25 protein-coding genes are annotated in these 26,723 nt (G+C 47.4%); 7 read left to right on the top strand and 18 right to left on the bottom strand.

Going from position 1 to position 26,723, the window contains the following annotated elements; translation table 11 throughout:
- Positions 1-83 precede the first annotated feature (83 nt).
- The 8 genes from citZ to dnaE form a co-directional block, all read right to left on the bottom strand.
- Positions 84-1,196, bottom strand: coding sequence for a citrate synthase (gene citZ / locus KNO78_RS06130; protein WP_159562532.1), 1,113 nt, complete (start codon positions 1,194-1,196; stop codon positions 84-86).
- 184 nt (positions 1,197-1,380) lie between these two features.
- Positions 1,381-1,845: a DUF441 domain-containing protein gene (locus tag KNO78_RS06135; protein ID WP_012726718.1), complete on the bottom strand. Its 465-nt coding sequence runs from the start codon at positions 1,843-1,845 to the stop codon at positions 1,381-1,383.
- 67 nt (positions 1,846-1,912) lie between these two features.
- The gene (pyk, locus tag KNO78_RS06140; protein WP_074036515.1) at positions 1,913-3,655 is read right to left on the bottom strand and encodes a pyruvate kinase; all 1,743 of its coding nucleotides are present in this window, start codon (positions 3,653-3,655) and stop codon (positions 1,913-1,915) included.
- A gap of 93 nt (positions 3,656-3,748) precedes the next feature.
- Positions 3,749-4,717 carry a 6-phosphofructokinase gene (gene pfkA, locus KNO78_RS06145; RefSeq protein ID WP_012726720.1) on the bottom strand — a complete coding sequence of 323 codons (969 nt, stop codon included), beginning with the start codon at positions 4,715-4,717 and terminating at the stop codon, positions 3,749-3,751.
- 160 nt (positions 4,718-4,877) lie between these two features.
- Positions 4,878-5,813: an acetyl-CoA carboxylase carboxyltransferase subunit alpha gene (locus KNO78_RS06150; RefSeq protein ID WP_074036513.1), complete on the bottom strand. Its 936-nt coding sequence runs from the start codon at positions 5,811-5,813 to the stop codon at positions 4,878-4,880.
- On the bottom strand, positions 5,806-6,660 hold the full coding sequence (gene accD / locus KNO78_RS06155) for an acetyl-CoA carboxylase, carboxyltransferase subunit beta (RefSeq protein WP_074037903.1): 855 nt from the start codon (positions 6,658-6,660) through the stop codon (positions 5,806-5,808). The genes KNO78_RS06150 and accD overlap by 8 nt, the downstream gene beginning before the upstream one ends.
- A gap of 14 nt (positions 6,661-6,674) precedes the next feature.
- Positions 6,675-7,229 (bottom strand): FadR/GntR family transcriptional regulator, encoded by a 555-nt coding sequence (locus KNO78_RS06160; protein WP_196430904.1) that lies wholly within the window; start codon positions 7,227-7,229, stop codon positions 6,675-6,677.
- Positions 7,230-7,306: 77 nt separating this feature from the next.
- Entirely contained in the window at positions 7,307-10,474 is a 3,168-nt protein-coding gene (gene dnaE / locus KNO78_RS06165; RefSeq protein ID WP_214690726.1) for a DNA polymerase III subunit alpha, read from the bottom strand.
- Between the two features lie 103 nt (positions 10,475-10,577).
- Between dnaE and KNO78_RS06170 the strand changes: the two genes are divergently transcribed.
- Positions 10,578-10,769 (top strand): YtzJ family protein, encoded by a 192-nt coding sequence (locus KNO78_RS06170; protein WP_074036509.1) that lies wholly within the window; start codon positions 10,578-10,580, stop codon positions 10,767-10,769.
- Positions 10,770-10,785: 16 nt separating this feature from the next.
- On the opposite strand, the gene KNO78_RS06175 is transcribed toward KNO78_RS06170, so the two are convergent.
- Positions 10,786-11,754, bottom strand: a complete 969-nt coding sequence (locus tag KNO78_RS06175; RefSeq protein WP_074036506.1) for a DHH family phosphoesterase — start codon at positions 11,752-11,754, stop codon at positions 10,786-10,788.
- Between the two features lie 75 nt (positions 11,755-11,829).
- On the opposite strand from KNO78_RS06175, the gene KNO78_RS06180 reads away from it, so the two are divergent.
- Positions 11,830-12,144 carry a YtpI family protein gene (locus tag KNO78_RS06180; protein WP_074033432.1) on the top strand — a complete coding sequence of 105 codons (315 nt, stop codon included), beginning with the start codon at positions 11,830-11,832 and terminating at the stop codon, positions 12,142-12,144.
- 41 nt (positions 12,145-12,185) lie between these two features.
- On the opposite strand, the gene KNO78_RS06185 is transcribed toward KNO78_RS06180, so the two are convergent.
- Positions 12,186-13,496, bottom strand: coding sequence for a DRTGG domain-containing protein (locus KNO78_RS06185; protein ID WP_074036504.1), 1,311 nt, complete (start codon positions 13,494-13,496; stop codon positions 12,186-12,188).
- A gap of 165 nt (positions 13,497-13,661) precedes the next feature.
- Between KNO78_RS06185 and KNO78_RS06190 the strand changes: the two genes are divergently transcribed.
- The gene (locus tag KNO78_RS06190; RefSeq protein ID WP_196430906.1) at positions 13,662-14,759 is read left to right on the top strand and encodes a M24 family metallopeptidase; all 1,098 of its coding nucleotides are present in this window, start codon (positions 13,662-13,664) and stop codon (positions 14,757-14,759) included.
- Positions 14,760-14,803: 44 nt separating this feature from the next.
- On the opposite strand, the gene KNO78_RS06195 is transcribed toward KNO78_RS06190, so the two are convergent.
- Together KNO78_RS06195 and KNO78_RS06200 are read right to left on the bottom strand one after the other, a co-directional pair.
- Positions 14,804-15,526 (bottom strand): metallophosphoesterase family protein, encoded by a 723-nt coding sequence (locus KNO78_RS06195; RefSeq protein WP_214690725.1) that lies wholly within the window; start codon positions 15,524-15,526, stop codon positions 14,804-14,806.
- A 10-nt stretch (positions 15,527-15,536) separates the two neighbouring features.
- Positions 15,537-16,262, bottom strand: a complete 726-nt coding sequence (locus KNO78_RS06200; protein WP_074036502.1) for an SDR family oxidoreductase — start codon at positions 16,260-16,262, stop codon at positions 15,537-15,539.
- A gap of 183 nt (positions 16,263-16,445) precedes the next feature.
- Between KNO78_RS06200 and KNO78_RS06205 the strand changes: the two genes are divergently transcribed.
- Positions 16,446-16,883, top strand: coding sequence for a universal stress protein (locus KNO78_RS06205; protein WP_012726732.1), 438 nt, complete (start codon positions 16,446-16,448; stop codon positions 16,881-16,883).
- A gap of 54 nt (positions 16,884-16,937) precedes the next feature.
- Here KNO78_RS06205 and KNO78_RS06210 read toward each other — a convergent pair whose 3' ends face one another.
- The 4 genes from KNO78_RS06210 to tpx all read right to left on the bottom strand — a co-directional run bounded on the left by KNO78_RS06210 (position 16,938) and on the right by tpx (position 20,757).
- Positions 16,938-17,540, bottom strand: a complete 603-nt coding sequence (locus KNO78_RS06210) for a 3D domain-containing protein (RefSeq protein ID WP_214690724.1) — start codon at positions 17,538-17,540, stop codon at positions 16,938-16,940.
- Between the two features lie 407 nt (positions 17,541-17,947).
- The gene (locus tag KNO78_RS06215; protein WP_012726734.1) at positions 17,948-19,159 is read right to left on the bottom strand and encodes an acetate kinase; all 1,212 of its coding nucleotides are present in this window, start codon (positions 19,157-19,159) and stop codon (positions 17,948-17,950) included.
- A 119-nt stretch (positions 19,160-19,278) separates the two neighbouring features.
- Complete coding sequence (locus KNO78_RS06220) at positions 19,279-20,172, bottom strand: class I SAM-dependent methyltransferase (RefSeq protein ID WP_214690723.1); 894 nt, start codon at positions 20,170-20,172, stop codon at positions 19,279-19,281.
- Between the two features lie 96 nt (positions 20,173-20,268).
- Complete coding sequence (gene tpx, locus KNO78_RS06225) at positions 20,269-20,757, bottom strand: thiol peroxidase (protein ID WP_074036494.1); 489 nt, start codon at positions 20,755-20,757, stop codon at positions 20,269-20,271.
- Between the two features lie 149 nt (positions 20,758-20,906).
- Here tpx and KNO78_RS06230 point away from each other — a divergent pair, with 149 nt between their 5' ends.
- Positions 20,907-21,725, top strand: a complete 819-nt coding sequence (locus tag KNO78_RS06230; RefSeq protein ID WP_214691264.1) for an NAD kinase — start codon at positions 20,907-20,909, stop codon at positions 21,723-21,725.
- 47 nt (positions 21,726-21,772) lie between these two features.
- Here KNO78_RS06230 and KNO78_RS06235 read toward each other — a convergent pair whose 3' ends face one another.
- Positions 21,773-23,344 (bottom strand): amidohydrolase, encoded by a 1,572-nt coding sequence (locus KNO78_RS06235; protein WP_214690722.1) that lies wholly within the window; start codon positions 23,342-23,344, stop codon positions 21,773-21,775.
- A gap of 74 nt (positions 23,345-23,418) precedes the next feature.
- Positions 23,419-25,149 (bottom strand): septation ring formation regulator EzrA, encoded by a 1,731-nt coding sequence (gene ezrA / locus KNO78_RS06240; protein ID WP_031423123.1) that lies wholly within the window; start codon positions 25,147-25,149, stop codon positions 23,419-23,421.
- Between the two features lie 238 nt (positions 25,150-25,387).
- On the opposite strand from ezrA, the gene KNO78_RS06245 reads away from it, so the two are divergent.
- Entirely contained in the window at positions 25,388-25,870 is a 483-nt protein-coding gene (locus KNO78_RS06245; RefSeq protein ID WP_012726740.1) for a GAF domain-containing protein, read from the top strand.
- A gap of 223 nt (positions 25,871-26,093) precedes the next feature.
- The gene (rpsD, locus tag KNO78_RS06250) at positions 26,094-26,693 is read left to right on the top strand and encodes a 30S ribosomal protein S4 (protein WP_031423120.1); all 600 of its coding nucleotides are present in this window, start codon (positions 26,094-26,096) and stop codon (positions 26,691-26,693) included.
- Positions 26,694-26,723 lie beyond the last annotated feature (30 nt).

Consider the following 26,723-nt stretch of genomic DNA (forward strand, 5'->3'; position numbering starts at 1 on the left):
AAGTACATTACTGTAGGTCGACGCGTGCGCCGACCTACGTCACTTGTTAGTTTACCAAACTTTTGTCTAAAATGTGTCTCGAATTAACGTTCGTTTACCGGAACATACTTACGGCTCGTTTCACCGACATATTCCGCACGTGGACGAATCAAGCGATTATCCGCATATTGCTCGAGAATGTGCGCAATCCAGCCAGACATACGAGATACGGCGAAGATTGGTGTGAATAGATCTTCTTCGAGACCGAGCGCATAATAAGTTGAAGCTGAATAGAAATCGACATTTGGTTTCAAACCTTTTTCCGTTTCGACAAGATGGTCGATTTTCTCAGACATCTCATACCATTTCGGTTCGCCGATTTGAGCAGTCAACTGACGGCTCATTTCTTTCAAATGTTTCGCACGTGGATCGCCATCCTTGTAAACGCGGTGACCGAAGCCCATGATCTTCTCTTTGCGCTCGAATTTGCCACGAACATATTCTTCAACACGGTCGACCGAGTCGATCTCGTGCAACATTTTCATTACCGCTTCGTTCGCACCACCGTGAAGTGGCCCTTTGAGTGCCCCCATGGCCGCCGTGACACCTGAGTACATATCCGAGAGCGTCGCTACACAAACGCGAGCAGTGAATGTCGAAGCATTCAACTCGTGGTCTGCGTGTAAGATGAGCGCTTTATCAATCGTCTTTTCTGCTACATCGCTCGGCTCTTCACCGTTTAGCATGTATAAGAAGTTCGCAGCGTAAGAAAGACCTGGTTTCGGTGCGACCGGCTGCTCCCCTTTACGAAGACGGGCGAATGCCGTCACGATTGTAGCGACTTGTGCTTGTAGGCGAATCGCTTTACGCATGTTGGCCTCGTCACTCATGTCTTCAGATTCCTCATCATATAGAGCGAGTTGTGAAAGTGCCGTACGAATCGTCGCCATTGCATTGGCTGATTTCGGTGCACGTCTTAACGTATCAATCACCTCTTCAGGCAATGTCGCTTCTTTTACAAGCGCATCTGAGAGCGCTGTCAATTCCTCTGCATTTGGTAAGCGGTCGTTCCACAATAAGAACACTACTTCTTCGAATGTGGCGTTGTCCGCTAAATCATCAATGGTGTATCCTCCGTAAGTCAATTGTCCGTCAATAATTGAGCTGACTTTTGAGGCTGCTGCCACAATACCTTCTAACCCTTTTGTCGTTGACATTCATAACTCCCCCTCAGTCTTGTATAAAGTGGTCGACCGTAAAAACAGTCTGTTTATAGGGAATAAGGATACGGGACGGGTTGTTCCCCTGCATTCACCCAGTCTCCGTTTACCCTGTCCTTTATATAGTATAAACAATTTATTGCAAAAAAGAAATGTAAGCGGCTTCAGTTGTCAGAAAATATCAAAACCATTTTTCAATGACTTGATATCCACCTAAAATCAATGCCGCGATACCAGCTCCGACAAGCGGTCCAACGGGAATCCCTTTCATGAATCCAACCGCTAGAATCGTACCTGCGAGGAGTGCCGTGGTGACGACCGGGTCGACACGCATCAGTTGTACACCTTGCCCCGCAGCAATGGCAACGAACATCCCTGAGGCAAATGCGACAATCCCGACCGGCCCTTTAATACTATTCCACAATTCTTTAAACCCGATATCGCCGGTCGCGATTGGGACGAGAACTGCGATCGTAATGATTGTCACACCCCAGCTGATTCCTTTCGATGCAAGTGTCGGAAATAACTGGTCTCCGAATCCGATTGCTTTGATGATCAACAAGACGCTACTTGCGATAATGACAGATTGGTTATTTGAAATGACACCGATTAAGACAAGCATCAATAAAAATAGATATGCACTCATACGTATTCCTTTCTTCGAACGGAAAAAGAACCGACCTTTGTAGAAGGCCGGTTCGATTGTCGTTCAATTATGCGTTGTAGATTTTACCTGTGAGTGGGTCGATTGAAATCATCTGACCGTCACGAAGCGATGCTGTCGCTGCATCAACACCTACGATGACTGGCTTGCGAAGTGATGGTCCAACGATCCCAGCATGGCTCGTCAATCCGCCGTCTTCTGTGATGATTCCAGCCGCTTTTTCGATCGCAGGCATCATTTCTTTATCTGTGAATGGTGCGACAAGGATCATGCCGTCTTTCGCTTTTGCATTTGCTTCATCCGCATTTTTCGCGACAACGACTTCTCCAACAACACCGCGCTCACCGATTCCACGCCCGTCTGCGAGAGCGTGACCAACGATGTGGACTTTCATCATGTTTGTCGTACCAGCTGTCGCCGCAGGAATACCAGCTGAGATGACAACGAGGTCACCGTCAGTGACGAATCCAGCGTGACGTGCCGCTTCCGATGCTTGAACCAACATTTCATCCGTGTTGTTCGGCATTGTTTCAGCAACGATTGGGTATACGCCCCATACGAGGTTCAATTGACGCGCAACGCGCTCCGATTCTGTCACCGCGATGATGTTCGCTTCAGGACGATACTTCGCTGTACGAGCAGCCGTATAACCTGATTGTGTCGGTGTCAAGATTGCTTTGGCGTTCAAGTTGATTGCCGTGTGCGCAACCGCTTGAGAGATCGCATCCGTCACTGTGTGCTCACTGCGCTTCTGACGATCTTTCAACAAGTTTTTGTAGTCGAGCATGCGTTCTGTACGCTCTGCGATTGCAGCTTGCATTTGAACAGATTCGATTGGGTAGTCCCCTGCAGCTGTTTCACCAGAAAGCATGACTGCGTCTGTTCCATCCAAGATTGCGTTTGCTACGTCTGATGCTTCCGCACGTGTCGGACGCGGGTTACGTTGCATTGAATCAAGCATTTGCGTTGCTGTGATGACCGGCTTCCCGAGATCGTTACACTTCTTGATGAGTTCTTTTTGAACTGGTGTCACTTCTTCTGTCGGGATTTCAATTCCGAGGTCCCCACGGGCTACCATCAAACCGTCAGAGATTGCCAAGATTTCTTCGATGTTATCGACACCTTCTTGGTTCTCGATTTTCGGGTAAATCTTGATGTGTGATGCGTTATGTTTCTCGAGAAGTTGGCGAATTTCAACTACGTCAGATGCACGACGTACGAATGATGCTGCAATCACGTCAATGTCTTGTGAGATCCCGAACTCGATGTCCGCGATGTCTTTGTCCGTGAGGGCAGGAAGGTTTACCTTGACGTTTGGCAAGTTAACACCTTTCTTCGTCTTGATGATTCCTTCGTTTTCAATGACGCAACGGAGATCACGGTTATCAAGCTTTTCAACGACACGGAGTCCGATGAGACCGTCGTCGAGCATGATGTGTGAACCGACTTCCACATCATCGTAGAGTCCTTCGTACGTCACAGAGAAACGATCTTTCGTTCCGACGATTTCTTCCGTTGAGACGATTGTGACTTCTTTGCCTTTTTCAAGAAGTGCCTTACCGTCTTCGAATGTATGCGTGCGGATCTCTGGACCTTTTGTGTCGAGAAGAACAGTGACAACTTTACCCGCTGCTTTCGCCGCTTCACGGATGTCACGGATACGAGCGCCGTGCTCTTCATAGTCACCGTGTGAGAAGTTGAGACGGGCAACGTTCATCCCAGCTTCGATCATCTCAGGAAGACGCTTCTCAGAAGCCGGTCCAATGGTACATACAATTTTCGTTCTACGCATAATATAAAAACCTCCTAGGGGATATAGTGCAACTTACAAACAGAAAACGGGGGGCCTTGGACCGTATCCCGTCTCTGCAACATACAAAATCGTTTAAATCGACAATTGGTTAACGAGGTCAATCAATTGCATATCAATCGTGTGCTTGTTATTGTCGAGCGCCTCATCGATATCAAGATCCATCATCTGGTTGTTACGGATTCCGACAACGCGGCCCGCTTTCCCTTCAAGCAAGATCTCAACAGCGTATGCACCCATACGACTTGCAAGGACACGGTCAGCGGCAGTTGGGGAACCACCACGTTGGATGTGACCGAGAATCGTGACGCGTGTTTCTGAGTTCGTCTTCTCAGCAATCAATTTGCCGATTTCTTCTGCACTTCCCGCACCTTCAGCAACAATGACGATCGAGTGCTTCTTACCGCGTGCAATCCCGTGATTGATTCGTTCCACGATTGCATTCAAATCCTCTGGACGTTCTGGGACGAGAATCGACTCAGCACCACCAGCGAGACCAGAATAAAGCGCGATATCACCAGCGTCGCGACCCATGACCTCGATGACATACGTACGTTCATGTGATGACGCCGTATCACGAATCTTATCGATCGCATCAAGCGCTGTATTGAGTGCTGTGTCGAAACCGATTGTCGCATCTGTTCCTGGGATATCGTTATCGATTGTACCCGGAAGGCCGATTGTTGGGAATCCGAGTTCAGTCAATTTTTGAGCTCCGCGATAAGAGCCGTCTCCACCGATGACCACGAGGGCATCGATATTGAATTTCTTCAACTGTTCTACTGCTTTTGCGCGACCTTCTTCTGTTCTGAATTCAGGACAGCGCGCAGAGCGAAGGAACGTACCTCCACGTTGAATGATGTCGCCGACTGATCCAAGATTTAATTCGACTAAATCACCTTCGATTAATCCTTGATAGCCGTTATACACGCCGTACACTTCAAGACCTTCAAAAATTGCTTTTCGGGTCACGGCACGGACAGCAGCGTTCATTCCAGGAGCGTCTCCTCCGCTTGTTAATACCGCAATACGTTTTAAATTCACGTCGCTCACCTCTTATGTGTTTTAACGAAATCTGAAAATAAAATACCACGTCTGACCTTTGTTTTACAACACAAGTATGTGAAAAAAATGCACAGGGTATCTCACAAAGCAGTCACTTGATGAATGAATAAAGCTTTATTCAAAGCCATTGTTACCGTTTTCACTCATTAATTGTGCCAATTTGATGATATTTGGTCGCACGTCCTTGAATCAGCTCAGAAGTCGATTGCGCAAGCAACTCGTTCATGTGCTGTAATAAGACAGGTTTCAAGAGTGACGACTGTAGTGACACATCAACGTGTGCCCCCCCATACACTTCTCCTACCACTTCATCGACAATCCCTAGGTTGAATAAATCTTGTGCTGTAATCTTCATCGTCTCTGCCGCACGCTCTGCTTGTTTCGCGTCTTTCCACAATAGTGCCGCTGCACCTTCTGGCGAGATGACTGAGTACGTACTATTCTCAAGCATCAATAGACGGTCGCATACACCAATCCCAAGCGCACCACCTGAACCACCTTCTCCAATGACAACGGAGACGATGGGCACTTTCAGCGTCGCCATCTCAAACAAGTTACGGGCAATCGCTTCACTTTGCCCTCTCTCTTCTGCGGCTTTCCCCGGATAAGCCCCTTTCGTGTCAATGAATGTCAAAATAGGACGGTTGAACTTTTCGGCTTGTTTCATGAAACGCAATGCTTTTCGATAGCCCTCCGGGTGCGGCATACCAAAGTTCCGTTTCATGTTCTCTTTCGTGTTTCGCCCACGCTGATGTCCGATAATCGTCACCGGCACTCCTTCAAACGTCGCAAGTCCAGATACGATTGCCGCATCGTCATACCCATGTCGGTCCCCATGGAGTTCCATGAAGTCAGGGAATAAATGCTGGATATAATCGAGCGTTGTCGGTCGCTTCGGGTTTCGCGCCAACTGGACGCGATCCCACGGTTTCATATTCCCATAAATATCTTTTTCTAATCGGTCGAGCTTTAACTCGAGATGACGAATCTCTCGGGATAAATCAATCCCTTTCGTCTCAGCGGTCTCCCGTAATTTATTCAGCTGTTCAGTGACTTCTTTGATTGGGTCAAACATGACGGACACCCCCATCGTGTAATTCAATCATCCTCTTCAAGAACGAACGCATCTGTTCACGATGAATGACCGCATCCAGCTGCCCTGACTCAAGTAAAAACTCAGCAGTTTGAAAGTTCTCTGGAAGTTTTTCCCGAATCGTCTGTTCGATGATTCGTCGTCCTGCAAACCCGATGAGCGCTCCCGGCTCTGCGACGTTCAAGTCGCCGAGCATCGCAAAACTCGCTGACACACCACCTGTCGTCGGATGAGTCAAATACGCGATGTACAGCAGTCCTGCTTCGTCATGTTCTTTTAGAGCGATGGACGTATTGGCCATCTGCATCAAACTGACCATTCCTTCTTGCATCCGAGCCCCACCTGATGCTGTGAACAAGACGACTGGAAGCCCGAGTGATGTGGCGTTTCGGACAGCCGAAGCAATCGCTTCTCCAACGTATGCACCCATCGACCCCATACGGAATCTCGCATCCATCACACAGACAACGAGTGGTAGTCCGTCGATTGTCGCCTTTCCACATACGACGGCCTCTTCAATCCCGGTCCGCTCACGATCTTTCGTCAACTTTTCCTCATAGTCAGGGAAGTCGAGTGGATTCGCCTTGACAGACGGTCCCGCAAAGCGTTCGAAAGACCCTTCGTCGACAAGCATATCAATCCGTTCTTGCGCCTGAAGCGGAAAATGATAGCCGCAATCACATACTTTGTGGTTCTCATTCAACTGTTTTGTATAATGCATATATTTACAAGATGGACATTTCGTCATCAATCCCTGTGGTGCGTCAATCTTTGGTTCTCGTTGACGCAATGGCATATATCGTTTCGGTTTCTTGAAAAAAGCAGTCATCGCTTCCCCCTCGTTCATTCCGGCATCCCCATTCCACGCCACGTCTCGACAAATCGTTTCCGTTCCTCGAGCGTATATAAATCCCCAACGTCTAATCCGTCAAAAAAGCGATTGACCTCACTCCAAATTCGAATGAACAGTTCATTCTTCAACTGAAAGATGAGTTGCTGGCGAAACGTTCGATCATCTTCGATCACCGTTTCTAATAGAGCCAGTCGTTCCTTAGTCGGTTCAATTTCTGAAAACGCCATGCGCTCCAATAGTCGAAGCATCTCAATAATATCGGTCGCTTTCGTCTGTTTGGTCACAATGAACTCCGACAATATCTCAATGTACCGATGTCGGTCTTGCTCACACAAAAAGGTACCACCACCATGTCTCGTCTCCACGATGCCTAAAAAGCTCAACGCTCGTAACGCTTCGCGAACCGAAGCGCGGCTAATGGACAGCGTTTCGGCGAGCTCTCGTTCGGATGGAAGCCGATCACCTGGAACTAAAGACGATTGGACAATTAATTTTCTAATCTTTGAAATGTTTCCGTGAAATGAGGATGCGTGTTTTTCATGCATCTGACCGTTCAACTCCCTTTTTTGGATCACCTATCAAACTTAAGTGGTCAGACCAATTAGTGCGATTATATCACTTTTTAGGACTTGGTACTAGTTTCTGGACCAACCATTTTTGTATCGATTCGTTTCAGTACGACATTTTCTTCCCCGAACCGTCTTTTCGCTTCCGCCACATACTCTTCATTCGGATTGATTGAAAAAGCTGAAGCCAGTTGTTTCACTTCCTTCGAATCCGTGAATCGGCATACAACCGGGACATCCCCTTGTGCTCGTTGAATCCAATCTTCCAATTCAGGGAAGCGGTCGAGTGTGAGCCGGATGAATAAGGCTTGCCCATGTAACGGTCGAACCCGTTCGACAATCAATTGCTTGCGACCATCCCGTTCATTCGAATGGACCTCGAGTAACAAGATGTTACCGGCATAGAGGGACCGTCCAAACTGCGCGAATGTTCGAGGAAACACGACGACCTCGTCTTGCGTCATGCCATCGTCCACCATGAGAACACCCATCCGTTCTTGTTTTTTTGTCATGAACGTACGTACGTCATCTACATATACGACGAGATAACCGTTTGTTCCATTCATGACTTCTTCAATTGTAGACGGTTCGATCCCGATATCCGGAAGTGCCGTCAATGGAGAGTGGACCACCCATGTCCCGAGCGACTCCCTCTCTTCTTCAGACCAATTCGGTTCTTTCACTTTTTTCTGTTTTAGTCCGAGTGAAGACAGCTCATCCGGTAAAAAATGTGTTCCCGCTTCTTCTCGCAAACGTTCGACTGCTTCAAAGGCATGTGTCCGGTCACCGTGATACATCCGGTCGAGCGCGCCCGCACCAAGTAATCGACGTAATTTCAGTTGGTCTTTATTTTTCCACTCCATGGCTTCTTGAAGCGTTCTGACATCTTTCAACTGCCCGTTCAGTTCAATCAGTCGGTCCACATCCCGTTTGGTCAACCCCTGGACCGCCTTCAACCCGAGCCGGACGCCCGGTCCCTCAAGTGTCGCGTCAGCGTGACCATGTAAGACGTCCGGTGGGTACACCGGAATTTGATCTTTCCGTAACAGTCTGACAAGTTCCGTTGTTTTTTCTGATGTCACCACATGAAAGACACGAGGGAAATGTGCTTTGACGTAAGCCAATCGGTAACTGATCAAACTGTAGGCGACAGCGTGAGAGCGGTTAAATCCGTACCCGGCAAACTTTTCAATCCATGAAAAGATTTGCGCCAAGACGTCCTGGTCTCCCGCTTTTGCTTGTTGCAAAAATCGTTCTCGTTCCCGAGCAATCGTTCCGGTATCCTTTTTGGCAATAGCACGTCTGACCAAATCCGCTTCCGCATAGGAATAGCCTCCGATTTTACGGAGAAGTTTCATCACCTGTTCTTGATAGACGAGTACACCGTATGTCGGTCTCATGACGTCTTCTACGTCTGGGTGGACTGGTTGGTAAGGCATACCGTGTTTTCGCTTCGCATACGTTTCGATGAATTGCATCGGTCCCGGGCGATAGAGTGACATCGTGACAACGATATCTTCAAACTCAGTCGGTTTCACTTGTCGAAGCGCTTGCTTCATCCCGGTCGATTCAAATTGGAAGATTCCGTCCGTCTCACCTCTCGCAAGCAATCGATACGTCCGAGCATCGTTTAACGGAATTGTTTTCAGAGAGAACAGCGCATCACTTTCTCGAATCAAATCCTCCATCTTTCGCAAGCGACTCAAGTTTCGTAATCCGAGCAAGTCAATTTTCAGAAGCCCGACCTCTTCCAAATCCTTCATATTATATTGGGTCACGTGTTCTTCAAGTTCGGGTTGGAGCGGAGTCACTTCTTCAATCGGTTGACGACTGAGCACCACTCCCGCCGCGTGAACAGAGGATTGACGCGGCAAACCTTCTAGCTGTTTCGCAATCCGTAATAACTGCTGACGCTTTTGGCTACCGGCAAACCACTTCATCTGCTTCTGGCTCGACATCAGTTCATCAAGTCCTCCGGCTTTCACTTGCTTGCTCGCAGCCTGCCCTTCCTCAAGAGTCATCCCGAGCGCTCTCGCAACGTCTCGAATTGCCGCTTTCGCACCGAACGTGGCAAGTGTCCCGATCTGTGCGGCATGCGTATGACCGTATCTTGATAGTACGTAAGAAACCACTTCCTCACGACGTTCATCTTCAAAATCGAGGTCTATGTCTGGCATCGACACACGCTCTGGATTTAAGAATCGTTCAAACAACAACCCGTAATGAACCGGATCGACTTCCGTGATATGGAGGGCAAAACTGACGAGTGAACCTGCTGCCGATCCACGCCCCGGACCTACTTCAATCCCAGATTCTCGAGCAAACCGAACGATGTCTTCCACGATCAAGAAATAGGAAGAAAATCCGGTATTGGCGATGACTTCAAGCTCAAACTTTGCCCGCTCGATGTAAGGTTCTTTCACGAGTTCCATCGCCTTCAACCGCTCACCGACAAGTCGTTTCAGCTTTTGATCGGCATCCGGAATTTCTGGAATCGCCCCTTCCGCACGTGGTAGATGATCCAGTCGAATCAATGCCTCGAATCGATCCAGTTCCGATAATTCTTCTGTTGTGAACCAGTCATTCATTTCACTCGGTAGTCGAACGTGCAATCCTTTTTGTCGCACGTCTTCATTCGACATCACGTCCCCTTCGCGAATGGCAGAAATGGCTCGGAATCCTTCCACATCTTCCGGTCTCATGTATCTCGTTTCAGGGGCCGGAATCAATTGGACAGCAAGCTCTTCGCGCATGAGACGAAGTTGTTTCAACACTTGTACCTGTTCCGTAGTCTGAGGTGCCGGGAGTCCGAGCCACAGCTTCTCTTCATCGACAAACGACAAGAGTTGATGATAAAGGCGACGCCGGTGAACCGGATCACTCGCTTTCCAATTTTCAGGTAGTACGATCAGCGGCATCGTTGTCCGTCCTTCAATTCCTCCCGCCTGGATGATACGATATTGTTCCTTAAGCTCCGTTTCGTTAGATGAATACACAATCACGGATACGTCTAACCCATCCAATCGGAGGACCGTTCTCAGTCCGATGAGCGGTTTCACCTCATATCGTTGGCAATATGACAAAAATGTCGGAACCCCATAGAACGCATCGTCTGCGATCGCCACGGAACGACTTCCCCGTTCGGTCATCTGCAGGACATATTGCTCTAACCGGATTGTACTTTGTAGTAAACTATAAGCAGTTCTGACATTCAGATGAATCATCGTTGGCCTCCTTTCTATATTAATGGAATTGTCAAACTCAATTCATCACTTCTCTGATACAATAATTATAGACAAAACTCACGACAAAAGGGGGTAAAAGCGTATGATTATCAATCGGGGACAGATTGCACGCGATAAGTTAGAAAAATTACAGCATGGTCAAACAGTGTTTGCCGACAGCCCAGAAATCATCGACCGGCTCCGTAAGTACATTACTGAGTATCAGCTCGACGTCGTCGAGGACGTGACCGAACGAGGTACATGGTTCATCCCAAAGGAAAATGGAGACAAATGAAGAGAGCTGACCTCGGTCAGCTCTCTTCATTTTCTTCAAACGTGAATTCCCCAGCCACTTCATTCAAAGCCGCAATCACGTCATCCATCTCATCCCATGTGTCAATCGTGGCACCAGCCGCCATCGGATGACCTCCCCCACGGTATCGCTTGGCCACTTCATTGATGACAGGACCTTTCGACCGGATGCGCACACGAATCTCTTCTTTGTTTTCCACGAACATGACCCAACATTTCAATCCTTCGAGGCCAGAGAAGCTATTGACGAGTTGCGATGCCGCTTCCGGGGACGCATGGAACGTCCGGAGCACGTCCTTGTCAATCTTCACATAGCCGACGCCTTCTTCTGTGACATTGACGTGCTGTAACACGTACCCTTGTAACTGAAGAGTCGCTAAGTTGGTCTTATACATGTGTCGGTACAATTTATTCGTATCGATGTCTTTCGCGATCAGCGCCGAAGCAATCTCAAACGTTCGGGCCGTAGCATTTCGAAACTGGAATCGTCCTGTGTCGCCTACGATGCCGGCATAGAGTAAAAATGCCGCCTCTTGGTCGATTGGATATCTCCAAATGTCCGCGAGTTCCACAATCATCTCAGACGTCGAACTGACCGAGGTATCGACAATCTGTGTCATCGCATATGGATCTTCATCGGGATGATGATCGATTTTAATGATTGTCTTCCCTTTTAGCGCAAATGGTCCATCGATTCGCTCTTGATTCGCCGTATCTAATATAAGGACGAGCGCGTCTTGATACATTTCTTCTTCGACATGTTCCATCTTTCCTAAAAACTCGAGGTCTGGAACCATGCCACCGACCACATAGATTTGCTTCTCCGGATGAACCGATTTTAGAATGCGCTGTAAACCAAGCTGGCTCCCCAACGCATCAGGGTCTGGTCGTACGTGGCGGTGAATGAAAATGGTGTCAGCCGCCTCAATTTCTGATTTGATTGTATCCGCTTCCTGCCATTGCGTCATGATGATTCCTCACTTTCCTACACACTATTATGGTATGATGATAACAGATTACGAGATAGAAAGGGGTTCCTTCACTTGCAACTTGTCATGATTGGACTCATTTTGTTCGCGCTCGGTGCGTACCTTGTCTTCAAGCGCCGCGCTTTTTTGACAAAGACGCCAAACCGAAAAGCGTTGTTCAACACGCAAGCGTTGATCTGGTTAAGTTTATTCCTCGCATTGTTCGCTGCGAACCAAATGGTCGGGGGATTCGGTCTGAATTCATCTGTCGGTTGGATTGTCAGCATCGTCATGTTAGTCGTCGGTTTAGGGAATGCTGTTGTCGGATTTATCCGTTACCGCAAAATTTACCCTCTCGCCGCAGAAGAACCGACGAATACGCCATCATGAAAAAGAGCACCCGCTACGCGCTGTAGCAGGTGCTCTTTTTATTACCGATCGATGAGTTGTGCCGTGACGAGCGCTTTGGCGACAAGTTGTGTCCCTTGCGTCATCTCCACATCCACTTTCCCGAACTTCCGACCGAGGTCGAAGACATGGGCCGACACTCGAATCTGACTTTCAATTTGAATCGGCTTCATGAAATAGACGGTGATATTCTCAACCACGAGATCGCCTTTCTTCATATGACGTAGACTTCGCGTCGCCCCTTCGACCAACAAGGTCGTCAACACGCCAGATGAGGCGGTCCCCATATGACTCGTCATCTGTGGGGCCACTTCAACCGTGAAGGCCGTCCCGTTCGATGCAGGATCTTCTTTCAGCTGGTTCGTGATCATGTTATCGAACGTCTCACCGACTTGCGGTTGTCGATTCGCCAGTTGCAACGCCTTCAGCACATCTTGGCGGCTAATAATCCCAAGCAGACGTCCGTAGTTATCAACGACAGGTAACATCTCGATCCCTTCCCACACCATCTGGTGCGCGGCATTGGTGACACTCGTTTGTACGCCTACTGTAATCGGACTTTTCGTCATGACCTTCTCAATATCATAGTCGTGTGATTTATCAATGACATCCTTTGCCGTGATCACGCCGACCACTTTCATCTGTTCATCGATGACGGGATACCGATTATGTTTCGTCCGTTCATTCAGCTCGTGCCAACGTTTCACTGTGTCATCTGACTTCAGATAGAACGTATCGTGGAGCGGGATGACGATATCTGAGACGAGTAAAATCTCTTTTTTGATTAGACGGTCATAGATGGCTCGGTTGATCATCGTCGCGACGGTAAAACTGTCATAGGATGTAGAAATGACAGGCATATCATACTTATCTGCCATTCGTTTCACTTCATCCGTTGTGTCGAATCCCCCTGTGATCAACACAGCCCCACCTGATTGTAAGACGAGTTCATGCGCTTTCTCGCGGTTCCCGATGATGACGAGTGAGTCGACATCGATATATCGCATCATCGCCTCGAGCTTCATGGCACCGATTACAAATTTCGATAGCGTCTTGTGGAGACCGTTACGTCCGCCCAACACCTGACCATCGACGATATTGACGACTTCGGCGAATGTCAGCTTTTCAATATTTTCTTTATGTTTTCGCTTGATCCGAATCGTCCCCACCCGTTCAATGGTTGATACGAAACCTAGGTTCTCAGCTTCTTTGATGGCCCGATAAGCCGTACCTTCTGATACAGCCAACTCTTTGGCGATTTGGCGGACCGAAATTTTTGACCCTACATCGAGTGACTCGATATGTGCTATGATCTGTTCATGTTTTGTGGTCATACGCGGAGTCCCTTCTCTCAATACATTTTCTACTCTATTCAGTATACTGTATCAGTCGAACTAGTTCAAACTGTACCAATCAAATTGCAACATTTCCTTTCTGTTTTCGAAACAGCTATAATAGACAAGTAGTCAACGTAAGAGGTAGAAGGGAAGGGATTCAACTTGAATCAACGCACCAATCAAATTGCACAATCTCTAGCGACAAAAGGGTTAGATGCAGCATTCATCACGTCGAAAGCATCCGTGTTTTATTTCTCGGGAGTATACGCGGAAGCGCACGAGCGATTGATCGCCATTTTAGTTTTGAAGAACGGCACAACTGCCATCATCTGCCCAGCACTTGAAAAAGGGATTGTCGAAGCGAGTGACTGGTCAGGTGAAATCGTGACGTATATGGACCATGAAAACCCATGGGACAAAATCGTCAAGTTATTCCTCGATAACCAAATCGTTCCTGAACGAATCGGAATCGAAGGGGAGCATTTGACATTCAACCGAGTCGAGCAGCTTCGCGCCGGTTTTGCCGGTCTGTCAATTATCGATTTGACAGACGAGCTCCAAACGTTACGTATGATCAAATCACCGGATGAAGTCCGGATCATGAAGCGGGCCGCCGAGTTGGCAGATATGGCCATCGAAGCCGGGATCCGCTCCCTCCGTGAAGGCGTGACAGAACTCGAGGTCATCGCGGATATTGAATACGCCATGAAACAGCAAGGCGTCCGTGAAATGTCGTTCGACACGCTCGTCTTGTTCGGTGAGAATAGTGCCGACCCTCACGGTGTCCCAGGCAACAACCGCTTGAAAAAAGGAGATTTTGCCTTGTTCGACCTCGGTGTCGTCTGGCAGGGATACTGTTCAGACATCACACGGACGGTTGTCTTCGGTGAGGCGAGTCGCAAACAACGTGAGATTTACGAAACGGTTCTTCAGGCTGAGGAAGCTGCAATCGAGATGGCGAACGTCGGTACGACACTCGGCGCAATCGATATCGCGGCACGACAAGTCATCACGTCTGCAGGATATGGTGAATACTTCACTCATCGAATCGGTCACGGAATTGGAATCGAAGTACACGAACACCCCTCGATGGCAGCGAACAATGACATGACCGCCCAAGTCGGGATGACGTTCACAGTCGAACCGGGTATCTATCTACCGGGAGTCGGCGGAGTCCGTATTGAAGACGATCTCGTCATGACAGAAAGTGGTCCCATCACATTGACGAGTTATCCGAAAACTCTTCAAGAGATTGAATGACAAAAAGTGCGATCCATTCTCAAGGATCGCACTTTTTACATATCTTAATAAAACAAGCGCAGCATGACATCCCGTTGCGGTACGTCATAACGTTCCATCTTCTCTAAAAAGGCACATTTGTCATATGGGACCGTCTTCAGTTCAAGAGCAATCCCGGTTTCTCCTTCAGATAATATGGCAAAGCGAGCCAGGTCATCTTTCGCCACTCCGAGCGCACCAGGATTGACGTAGCGCTTGGTGTCATCTTCAAACAGATGGACAGGATGGTGATGTCCGAATAACACGATTTCTCCTGTATATGCTCCATACAGTCGCTGCATATTTTCCAGTGTCGGTTCGAGAATCTCGTGAAACGGTTCTTCGACAATCGTGGCGTGGCGTCGTTCGGTCGGGATATGATAATGAATGCCGAACACCGTTTCGCCAACCATTTTGACGGACATTGTTCGTGGAAGGGATTCGATGACATCTGCATATCGAGTCTCTAGATGACGTGCAACCCACTCATGGTGTGGGCGCGTATGAGCATAACTTTCTGGATGACCGTGTCCAGCCAAAAGGGAAAGAACCGCTTCATCATGATTCCCAGAAATCATATGCGTTCCCCGGTCTAACAAACGCTCCATGACCGCATTAGAGTCCGGTCCCATTGCAATCATGTCACCGAGCGACCAGATGACGTCGACCCGCTCCGCATCCATGACTTGAAGTGCAGCCTCCAACGCCTCGAGATTTCCATGAACGTCCGTGACCACTCCAATCTTCATCGCGTTCCCCTCACTTTCGGTATTGATGGACGACGTTGACGCCGCCTGTCACATCGATGATGGCACCTGTGATCATGTCCGAGTCTTCTTGTAATAAGAACGAAATCAAACGCGCGATATCTTCTCCTGTCCCGTGTCGACCGACCGGAGTTCCTTCATCCACTTCCGCTTCATCAATGCGCATCTCCTTTTGAGAGCCGACGATATTGCCCGGATTGACCATGTTCGCCGTAATCCCGAACGGGGCCTCTTCTAGCGCGACCGATTTTGTCAAACTGACGAGTCCCGTCTTTGCAGCGGCAAACGCAGAACGATGGATCCAGCCAGGGGCCGTCCCACTTTCCGGAAACCCATACGAGATGATGCGTCCAAATCGATTTGAGCGCATGGAAGGAATCGCACGACGCATCAACCAAAATGAGGCGGACAGGTTGCCCGTGAGTACTTCGTCCCACTCTTCGTCTGTCAATTCGACGAGCGGTTTCCGCTCAAAGATATATGGACCTGCATTTAAAATCAAGGCGTTCGGTTCACCAAAACGTTCGACCGCTTTCTCATAGGCTGAGAGCAGTTGTTCGCGGTCCGTCAATCCGGCCTCGATCATATGTATCCGTTCATGTTCCCAGTCAATCGGATTCCGTTGCAAAATGCTGACGTGCCACCCATCTTGTAACAGACGCTCCGTCACTACGCGTCCGATCCCTTTGGCACCAGATGTAATCATTACATGTTTCATCGCCCTACCTCCTCCGCCTTATTTTACCCGTTCTTTCACACGAATTCCAAACTTGGACATGTCGTGAACATCGTCATGAAAAAATTCACGCATTTTCATGGCGAAAAAGCGTGAAAACTGAAAGAAGTGGTATACTATATATGTAAGCCGAACGTATATTTCGAGCGAAAGGTTGGGATTTACATGGCAATTGTATACAAACACATTTTATCTGCCGTTGACGGCTCTAAAGAGGCAGAACGTGCATTTGAAACAGCAATCGATGTCGCGATTCGTAACGAAGGAAAACTGTACGTTGGTCATGTGATTGATACGCGTACGTTTGCGACTGTAGAAGCTTACGACCGCACAATCACAGAGCGTGCCGAGACATATGCGAAAGAGTTACTTGAAGACTATGTCAATCGCGCGAAAGAGCGTGGCGTAAAAGAAGTCGAAACGGTGATTGAATACGGTTCCCCGAAAGTGACGATTGCGAAAAAGATTGCACCTAACCATGATATTGATCTTATTATTTGTGGTGCGACAGGTTTAAACGCCGTTGAACGGTTCTTTATCGGAAGCGTTTCTGAAAGCATCGTCCGTTATGCGAAATGTGACGTCCTTATCGTTCGTCAATAATCACCCATCCATCAAAAAGGGTCTTGCGCAATCGCAAGACCCTTTTCCTATGCATTATAACACCTTGACTGTAACCGTTTTACGACCAAATTGAATCGCTGCATTTTGCGAATACATTAAGATGTCAATTTTATTTCCTTTGATGGCGCCACCAGTGTCAGCTGCCGTGTAGGTACCCATCGACTTGCCCCCTACGAATACTTGCACTTTCGTTCCGAGTGGAATGACGCGCGGGTCTACCGCGACTACATTTCGCTTTTGGGTACGAACGTTCCATCCAAGTGCTGTCTTACCTGAACATCCCTTGCAGTACGGTGTATATGCGGACGCTTTCATCGTATACGTCTTCACGCTTGCTGGTTTGAGCGGTTTAGGAGCACTTACAGTACGTAAGTTCTTTGTAGGAACCCATCCGGCCTTCCCTTTATAGTTCACGCGAATCCAAGCACCTCGAGAACCTGTACGTTGAAGACGATCACTCGCCGTCATCTTCCCAATCACTCGTGCATTTGATTTCCCATCTGCATAGACCATCTTCGAACCTGACTTTGTTGCAACATATACTTTTTTCGTAGCTGCTTCTACTGGTGAAGTGGGTAGAGCAAATGCAAATACGGCGATGGCGAGAAGTAAGAGCGTCATGATTTTTTTCAACATACGTTTATTCGTCCTCTCTTCGTCAATTTGGTTTCATTTCATATAATCATCTATCGAACGAGTGACTTGTCACTCCAATTGAATATTTCGTCCAGATAACTATATGACGAAACATCAGTCAGTGCCGTTACACTTCCTGTTCATTTGAGTGACACGAACATTACAAATCGATGTCAAAATTAAAGGTTTATCGTGTTAGATTGACATTTAAATCGAATACGAGATATTTTTATAAATTAAAATCCAATATATGGTTTATTCATGACATAAACATTGCAAAACGATGTAAATGAAGCGCCTAATGTTACAAAGGAGAAAACATTTGTCCTACTTACGATTCTTGATATTAGTAAAAAAGACTCATAAAAAAACCCACGTTACACGAAGTAACGTGGGTTCGTTTCGTATTATGCGTGTGCTTCGACAAGGTTTGCAATGCGTACCGTGTCGCGCGCGATGACCAATTCTTCGTTCGTCGGGATGATGATGACTTTAACTGGTGAGTGCGGATAGTTGATGAACAACTCTTTTCCGCGAGCACCGTTGTTAAGTGAAGGATCCCAGTAGACACCCATGAATTCAAGACCGCGAAGGATGCGTTCACGGATGACGTCCGAGTTCTCACCGACACCTGCTGTGAAGATGATGGCGTCGACACCATTCATTTCAGCCGCATATTGACCGATGTAACCGTGAATACGGTTCGAGAAGATTTTCAATGAAACTTCTGCACGATGGTTGCCTTCTGCAGCCGCTTGCTCGATGTCACGCAAGTCACTTGAGATACCAGAAAGACCGTACACGCCAGACTCTTTGTTCATGACGTTCAATACATCTTCAGCAGACTTCCCTGTTTTTTGCATCAAGAACGGGATGAGGGCAGGGTCCAAAGAACCTGAGCGCGTTCCCATCGTGATTCCTTCGAGTGGTGTGAAGCCCATCGTTGTATCGATTGAGCGACCACCTGCTACTGCAGCGATCGATGCACCGCTACCGAGGTGACATGAAATCAAACGCAAGTCTTCTAGCGGACGACCGAGAAGTTCTGCCGCACGCTGTGTGACATACTTGTGGCTCGTTCCGTGGAAGCCGTATTTACGTACACCATGTTCTGTATAGTATTCATAAGGAAGACTGTACAAGAAATTCTCTTCAGGCATTGACTGGTGGAACGCTGTATCGAATACCGCTACTTGTGGGACATTCGGCAAAATTGCCTGGAATGCACGAATACCTGTCAAGTTTGGTGGGATGTGAAGTGGTCCGAGCTCTGTGAACGATTCGATGTTCTTCATGACTTCATCGTCAATGACGACCGAATCCGCATACAACTCTTTTCCGTGTAACACACGGTGACCTACACCAGAAATCTCATCGAATGATTGGATGATATCCAATTCGATCAACTTCTCCAACGTCAATTCAACCGCTTCTTTGTGCGTGTGAAGTGGTGTGACCACGTTGAACTTCTGTCCTTCACCGTACTTGATTGTAAAAATCGCATCTTCTTTCCCTACACGCTCTACAAGTCCGACTGCGAGCAACTCTTCCGTTGGCATCTCGAGTAACTGGAACTTGAGCGATGAACTACCCGCATTGACTGCCATAATTTTCGTCATGTCATACACCTCTTACCTTTCGTTTTAAACGCATATCTTTATCTGTTCAATTTAAAACTGATAACTGTATCATAATGAAGATACTTGATTTTGCATACCTTTTTCAAGTATTTTGTCCATTATTTTTGAGTTGTTTTGAACCAATCATCAATCTGTTTCACAACATTGGCTACCGCTCTGACATCAGTGAATGACGGAAGTTCCACAAATAGCGCTTGTTTTGGCCGTGTGACGCCTTCTCCTACTTTTTGAAGGAGCAATAAGCTTTTCGCGTAACGTTCGTCTTTAAACATCGTCGTCGGAAGTTGAATGACCCCTTTCACAACAGTCTCACGGTCCATCCATTGTTTTAATTTCCCTTCGTCATCCTGTTCAAACAAATTGTTCGGGATGACAAATAATCCATGCCCACCTGGTTTCGTATGGCGAATCGCCTGTTCCATCAAGAGGAAATGCGAATAGGCATGTCCTTGTTCTCGTTTCATGTCGTATCCGGCTGCCACTTCATCATTTGGATAATATCCGATTGGCAAGTCAGCAACGGAAAGGTCGCTCGGTTCAACAAACAGAGGAGCAAGGGCGTCTTGATGGAAGTAGGATACTGGTTCTCCTAACAAGTTACTAATGGAATAGGAAAGACGAAGCAACAGTTCATCCACTTCGACCGCTTGCGCTGTCGCATCTTTTAACTGAGAGAGAACGGCGTGCGTCAACGTACCTGTCCCACTACCTAAATCTAGAATCGTCGCGTTTTCCTTAAGTAGCTTCGAAGCTAGATAACCCATAAATAGGCTGACCGCATCCGGTGTCGGTTGATTGTTCGGGGGGAGTTGTGTCGTTTCTTCCAAGACGAGTAAACTCACTGCTTTACGGACATCGTCCATCTTCTCTTTTTCAATGTCAACATGGTCAAATACTTGGACGAGTGCCTCGATCGGTAATACATCCAGGTCGTTGACCAGTTTCTTCGCTTCCTTCTTCCAATCACGATAGAGTTGTTCAAAACGTTCCATTTTCGTTCATCCTTTCCATACAAAACCGGCCCCCATGAGAGGACCGGTCGGTTCACGTACTAGTGTAAGCTATTTTAATCAATTTCGCCAAACGAATCAATTCGCTTGTTCGAACGCCTCAAGTGCCGCCGCGAAATCAACTTCATCTGTCATTTCATCCATATATTGTACATATTGGACGACGCCATTCGAATCGACGACGAATACAGAACGCGCAAGGAGACGCATTTCTTCAATTAAAACACCATATGCTTTTGCGAACGAAAGATCGCGGTGGTCCGAGAGGGTGACTACGTTATCTAAACCAGATGCAGAACACCAACGGCGCTGTGCGAACGGCAAATCGTTCGATACAGTCAAGACTGTACCACCGAGTGATGAGGCCTTTTCGTTGAACTCACGCGTTTGTGCATCACATACGCCTGTATCGATTGAAGGAATGACACTGATTAGTTTTTTCCCCGGATAGGTTGCTAACGTCACTTCTTCTAAAGCAGTCGTCAAGACGCGGAAATCAGGAGCTTGATCTCCTACCTTCACTGGATTTCCTTGTAATGTTACGTTGTTCCCTTTAAATGTTGGCATGTACTCATCCCCTTTGTTGTAGTTACTCGTTCATCATATCGATGAACTTGAGCCTTTGACAAACTTCCTGCTTTTGGCTCTGTTTCAGTTTTCCCTATATCGGTAGGAAGAAACACGTTATAATAAAGAGGACACCATTGACAAAGGGGATGACTCAGATGAGAAACAACGTCTATTTGTACCATCGTAACGTCAACGAATTCACAAAAGAAGTGAAGAAACTGAGAGAAATCGGGGAAAAACACGGGTTCAACATCGTAAATCAACCGGAGGACGCGAACATCATCGCTGCAGTCGGCGGGGACGGGGCATTTTTACAGGCGGTTCGCTACACAGGCTTTCGTCAAGACGCCATCTACGTTGGCTTCGGTCGTGGATTGAACGAGTTTTATTGTGATTTCGACATACATAAACTCGATGAAGTCGACCGCCTCTTCTCGGACAACTCGATGCGAATCGAAGAAGGTCTCGAAGTCCGGAAGTATCCACTTCTTTCAGCATCGATCAACGAATCGACACCGCTCCTCTGTTTAAATGAGGCTTCGATTAAATCAAGTATTATCAAATCACTTGCCATCGAGGTCTATATCGACGATCTACATTTCGAAACATTCCGTGGGGACGGAATGGTTGTATCGACGCCGACGGGATCGACTGCCTATAACAAATCTCTCAGCGGTGCGGTCGTCGACCCACTCATCCCATGTATGCAAGTGAGTGAGATCGCTTCGGTCAACAACAATCGCTATCGCACACTCGGCTCATCCTTTATCGTTCATGATTCGCGTAAGTTGTCACTCCGCATCGTCGAAGACGGCAACGACTACCCGATTATTGGGATGGATAACGAGGCGCTCAGCTTGAAGTACACAGACCGAATCGATATCGAACTCTCGGACCAGGTCATCAAGACTGTCAAGCTTCGGACCAACTCGTTCTGGCATAAAGTGCAACGTTCATTCTTCTGATGTAAAAAAAGAGTTGCTTCATCCCTTTCGGATGAAGCAACTCTTTTTTACAGCGTGGCTTTTTCTGCTTCGTACACTGGTTGCCCTTCGACGACAGTCATGACAAGACGGTTGTGCAGGATGTCTTCCCCACTCAATTTAAAGAAATCTTCATCCCATACTGTGAAGTTGGCATTGTAGCTTTGAACCAATAGCCCGTTTCTTCCGTGCGTCCCTGTAGCAACATGAGGCGAATATGTGAAGCTGCGAAGAGCTTCATACATCGAAAGACGTTCATTCGGATTTAGCGTGCTCGACCCGTGAAACGATTGTCGCATCACCGCTCCAAACAATCCCTTTCGAACGTCAACAGATGAAATCGGCGCGTCACTTCCTCCTAACACCAATGCTCCCGTATCGAGTAAAGACTTAAATCGATAGACATCATGCACACGCTCATTGCCCAACCGCTCAAACAGCATGTCCATGTCATCCGATAAAAATACCGGCTGTGCATCAATCAAAACAGGCAATGATTTGATTCGGTTGATCAATGAGTCATTCAATAAAGAGGCATGGATAATTCGATCTCGTGTCCCTTTTCTGGCAGGGTACTTTTCAAGCAGGCCGACAAATTGCTCAACCGCCGCATCACCGATCACATGCGCTGCCACATTCATCCCGTATGTTCGTGCTTTTTTCACAAGTGCCTCGAGATGATCTGGTCGATGCACTTCAATTCCTCGTTGACTCCGATCATCCGCATACGGTGCAGATAACAGAGCGGTGCGTCCACCGAACGAACCGTCGACAAAGAGTTTCATCGCACCGAAGTCAAACCGTTTCCGACGCGTCATCGCATCTTGCTGGATGACACGATCCACCACCTGTTCGTGAACGAGAAGGTGTGCTTGAAACGGAAGTTCATCCAGTACATCTTCGTACGCTTGAATCGTCTCGAGTGGATCTCCATGATAGAACAAGTCTTCCGTATGGGCGCCAACGACTCCATGTGCGAATAATGAATCGATTGCCCGGCGAAGAGAAGCGGCATTTTTCTTACGATTCCCACTCAATTCTTTATATAAGAGATCTAGTGCAGCATCATATAGGACGCCATTCAATTTGCCTTCTTCACCTCGCCCAAGTTTTCCACCTTCGATCACCGTATGGTGGATCAGTCCAAGTCGTTCAAGTCCTTTCGAGTTCACGACGGCTACGTGACGACAGACACGCTTCAACACGACAGGACGGTCGTCAATCACTTCATCAATCATCTCGCGTGTCGGCATGTCACCGAGCAGACGATCATCAAACCCTTCTGCGACGATCCAATCGTCGTCCGACCCTCGTTGCTTCATCGTTTCAAGTAATTCTCGAAGATCCGTCGCTTCACTCGCATCGACACGGTCGAGCGCTTCGCCGTATCCGACAAGGTGAATATGTGAATCGGTAAAGGCCGGATACACACTCTTTCCTTCCAAATTCACAATCTCCTCGATGCGACCCGCATATGTACGTCGGAGATGTCCCTCATCCCCCATCTTCAAGACGCGTCCATGCTCAATAAACATGGCACGTTCCATCTCACCTGGTTTATTCAATGTGTAGATGTTCCCGTTGACCCATAGTGTACCCATCTGACGATTCCTCCTTGATTGAAAAAAGATTGACGTCTACGTTTTTCCCGTTTCCGTCAATCTTCATGCATCGTTTATTTTTTTAGCAATTCCTGCTGTTCTAACCCTTTATCCACACGTTGACGAATTTCATTGGCTCCGTTCTCATCGAATCGACCGAGCACCCGCTCACCGATTTCGACCGCAGTGCCATACTCTCCATGCAAGAACTTGTTTTCCGCAAGCGTCAAGGCGATATGGACCTCGTTGTCACGGCGACGGAAGCGGTTTGCATATTGGAGCAACTGTTCCGCATACGTCACTTGACGAATCAGTGCATGGACACGGTCACGGAAGTTGTCCATCATCTCTTCGACATCATGGCTAAGGCCGACGATATACGTCATGTTGAACGGTGCCTTGTCAAACTGTTCGTCTAACGACTGGACACCTTTTTGGAGCTGACGTAAGTCGTTTGATAGATCATTCGGAACAACCGGCATCGCACTTTTCGCTAACAGGCGACGATGCCCAGACAATTCTTTTTTCCACGTTTCTAACTTGTGACGGACCTCAAGCTCTTCTTTACGTAATGAATTCGTATCCTCAATGAAACGCTCATGCATGGCACTGAATTGGTCAAGTGACCGTTTCGCTTCCTGCACTTTGGATTTGATCATACTAAACGGTAACATTTGCGCGACGAGAGCTTGTTCAATATCAAGTACATTCGCCGTGAGAGTCGTTCGTTCACGTTCTAATTGTTCGAATTCTTCTCCGACGCGTGCATTGATTTCATAGTTGCTTACAAGTCGAGACATTTCCGTCTGTAAGTGATTCATGATTTCGGCAGATTGCAATTCGCGCTCTTGTATCGTCGCAAATTCTTTTTTCACGTATTGGCGGGCATCGACCTCTGTTCGGAATGCTTCGAATAATTGATCGATATCCGAGCTCAACTGTTGCATGTCCTCTTCAAAATGATCAAATTCCAAGCGTTCGATTCGAGCCATCAACTCTTCTCGACGATCTTCCGCTTGATCGATTTCTTCCATTAATCCAAGTGGTTCAAGCGCATACCCGTCCATTTGCATTTCTTTATGTCCAGCCCGGAGTTGTTGAAGTTGTTGTTTCAGTTCCACTTGAACCGTACGTACAAATTGCGGAATGATCCGAATCAGTTCACGGATGTGTCCTACTTGATTCGATAAGGCTTGTCCGGTTTCAAATGCTTCAGAAACTTGACCGACCTGCTTTAAGTTGATCATCTCACTGCGTTTCGCCTCGGCAGCGGCAATCTCTTGTTCCACCAATGCATAGGTTGGTCCGAACGCATGGTTTTGTGAATTCAATGTCTTGCGGAACTGATACAACTCTTTCTCATCCTGCTTCACAATGTCCATAAGCGAGGTGTGATGCGTAGTAAATTCATCCATCTCATCGAGCATGGCGTGTACCATCGTCTCGAGCTCTTCAATGAGTTGTTCAGTCGCATTCAAGTCAGCTTTGACTTTCATGAAACGATATTTATCCAAGTCTTCCTCAGCCCGGTATAACGCTTCATCGATTTGACCTGCATGTACACTTACTAACTCATCCCAAGATTGATGCCAACGATCAAACTTTTCTTTTGTTTCCCCTTCCATCGGCCACTGTTTGAATTTCTGGAGTTCGACGGGTATGCTCGCACTGAGCACACTTTGTTTCCTCATATCCAAGTCGTCAATTTTTTGGTAAAAATTCCTTCGAATGAGCATACTCCCCAACATGCCGCCTAATACGACGACGATGATTCCAATGATTAATCCATAAATTCCGTAATCCATCTTTGTCACAACCTCCAAGCCGCTTTCGTGGACTTATGTACCTTTATATTAAAAAAAGAAGTATTTTATAAGAATAGATATACCTAATCATATTATAGAACCAACGATTTGCATAGGTTTTCCAATGGTTTCAGTGGAGATTGTTCATTTTTTCGGAACTTTCTAACAAGACAAATCTTAAATTTGCGTGTACCATAATGCTAAATTCTAAAAACACGAAAGATGGAGGGGAATTTATATGTTCCAAACGACATCGTACTCAGGTGATTTGACAGCCGGTTACGAACTATTAAACAAGCAACTCGCCGCATTATTAGAGGGCGAAACAAATACAGTGGCCAACCTTGCCAACGCCAGCGCTTTACTCAACCAATTTTTAGATCGGATCAACTGGGTCGGATTCTACGTGACTGATTCTGAAGACAGTCTAATCCTAGGACCATTCCAGGGACTCCCGGCTTGCGTTCACATCGCGTTCGGTAAAGGGGTTTGTGGAACTGCGGCAGCTACACAAGAAACACAGCTCGTGGCCGATGTTCATCAATTCCCTGGTCATATCGCATGTGATGCGGCTTCGAATTCTGAAATCGTCGTCCCTCTCGTACGTGACGGGAAAACAATCGGCGTGCTCGATATCGACAGCCCGGAGTTCGACCGTTTCTCAGAAATCGACCGTCAAGGACTCGAACGTTTTTGCGAAACACTTCTTCGCTATATTTGATTGACAAGAGATGGTATTCATCGTATACTCATCTTTGTGCATGAAATGACGATAGCAGTCACAGACAAACGTATCCACCTTTCGGGCCTCGACTTTTGTCGGAGGGGCATCTCGTAGCTTCGCTATCAAGTGAAGGTGCTTGCACCTAGAAAGGGGCGTTACTCGTCTTTGACACCGTTGTTCTTTTGTGCAAAATACATGAACAACAAGGAGGAGTCCAATCATGGCTCGTTACACAGGTCCAGCTTGGAAACTCTCGCGTCGCTTAGGCATCTCGCTTAGCGAAACGGGTAAAGAATTAGCAAAACGTCCTTACGCACCAGGTCAACACGGAAATGGTCGTAAGAAAATCTCAGAATACGGTCTTCAGCTTCAAGCGAAGCAAGCACTTCGTCACATGTACGGAGTGAACGAGAAGCAATTCCGCCGCATCTTCAACGATGCTGGTAAAATGCCAGGCATCCACGGTGAGAATTTCATGTTCTTGCTCGAATCACGCCTCGACAACCTCGTTTACCGTTTCGGCCTCGCTCGCACACGTCGTGGAGCACGCCAACTCGTCAACCACGGTCACATCACTGTTGATGGATCACGCGTTGACATCGCGTCTTACCGCGTAAAACCAGGTCAAGTTATCGCTGTTCGTGAAAAGTCGAAAAACGTAAAAGCAATCGCTGAAGCACTTGAAGTAGCACCAGCTACAAAAGACTTCGTATCGTTTGACGCTGAGAAACTCGAAGGTACATTCGTACGTCTCCCAGAACGCGCTGAACTCAACGACCAAATCAAAGAGCAACTTATCGTCGAGTACTACTCACGTTAATGCTTTTTATCCCCTTCTTCACGAAGGGGA

The organism is Exiguobacterium sp. s132 (genome assembly GCF_018617235.1).
Taxonomy (GTDB): Bacteria; Bacillota; Bacilli; order Exiguobacteriales; family Exiguobacteriaceae; genus Exiguobacterium; species Exiguobacterium profundum.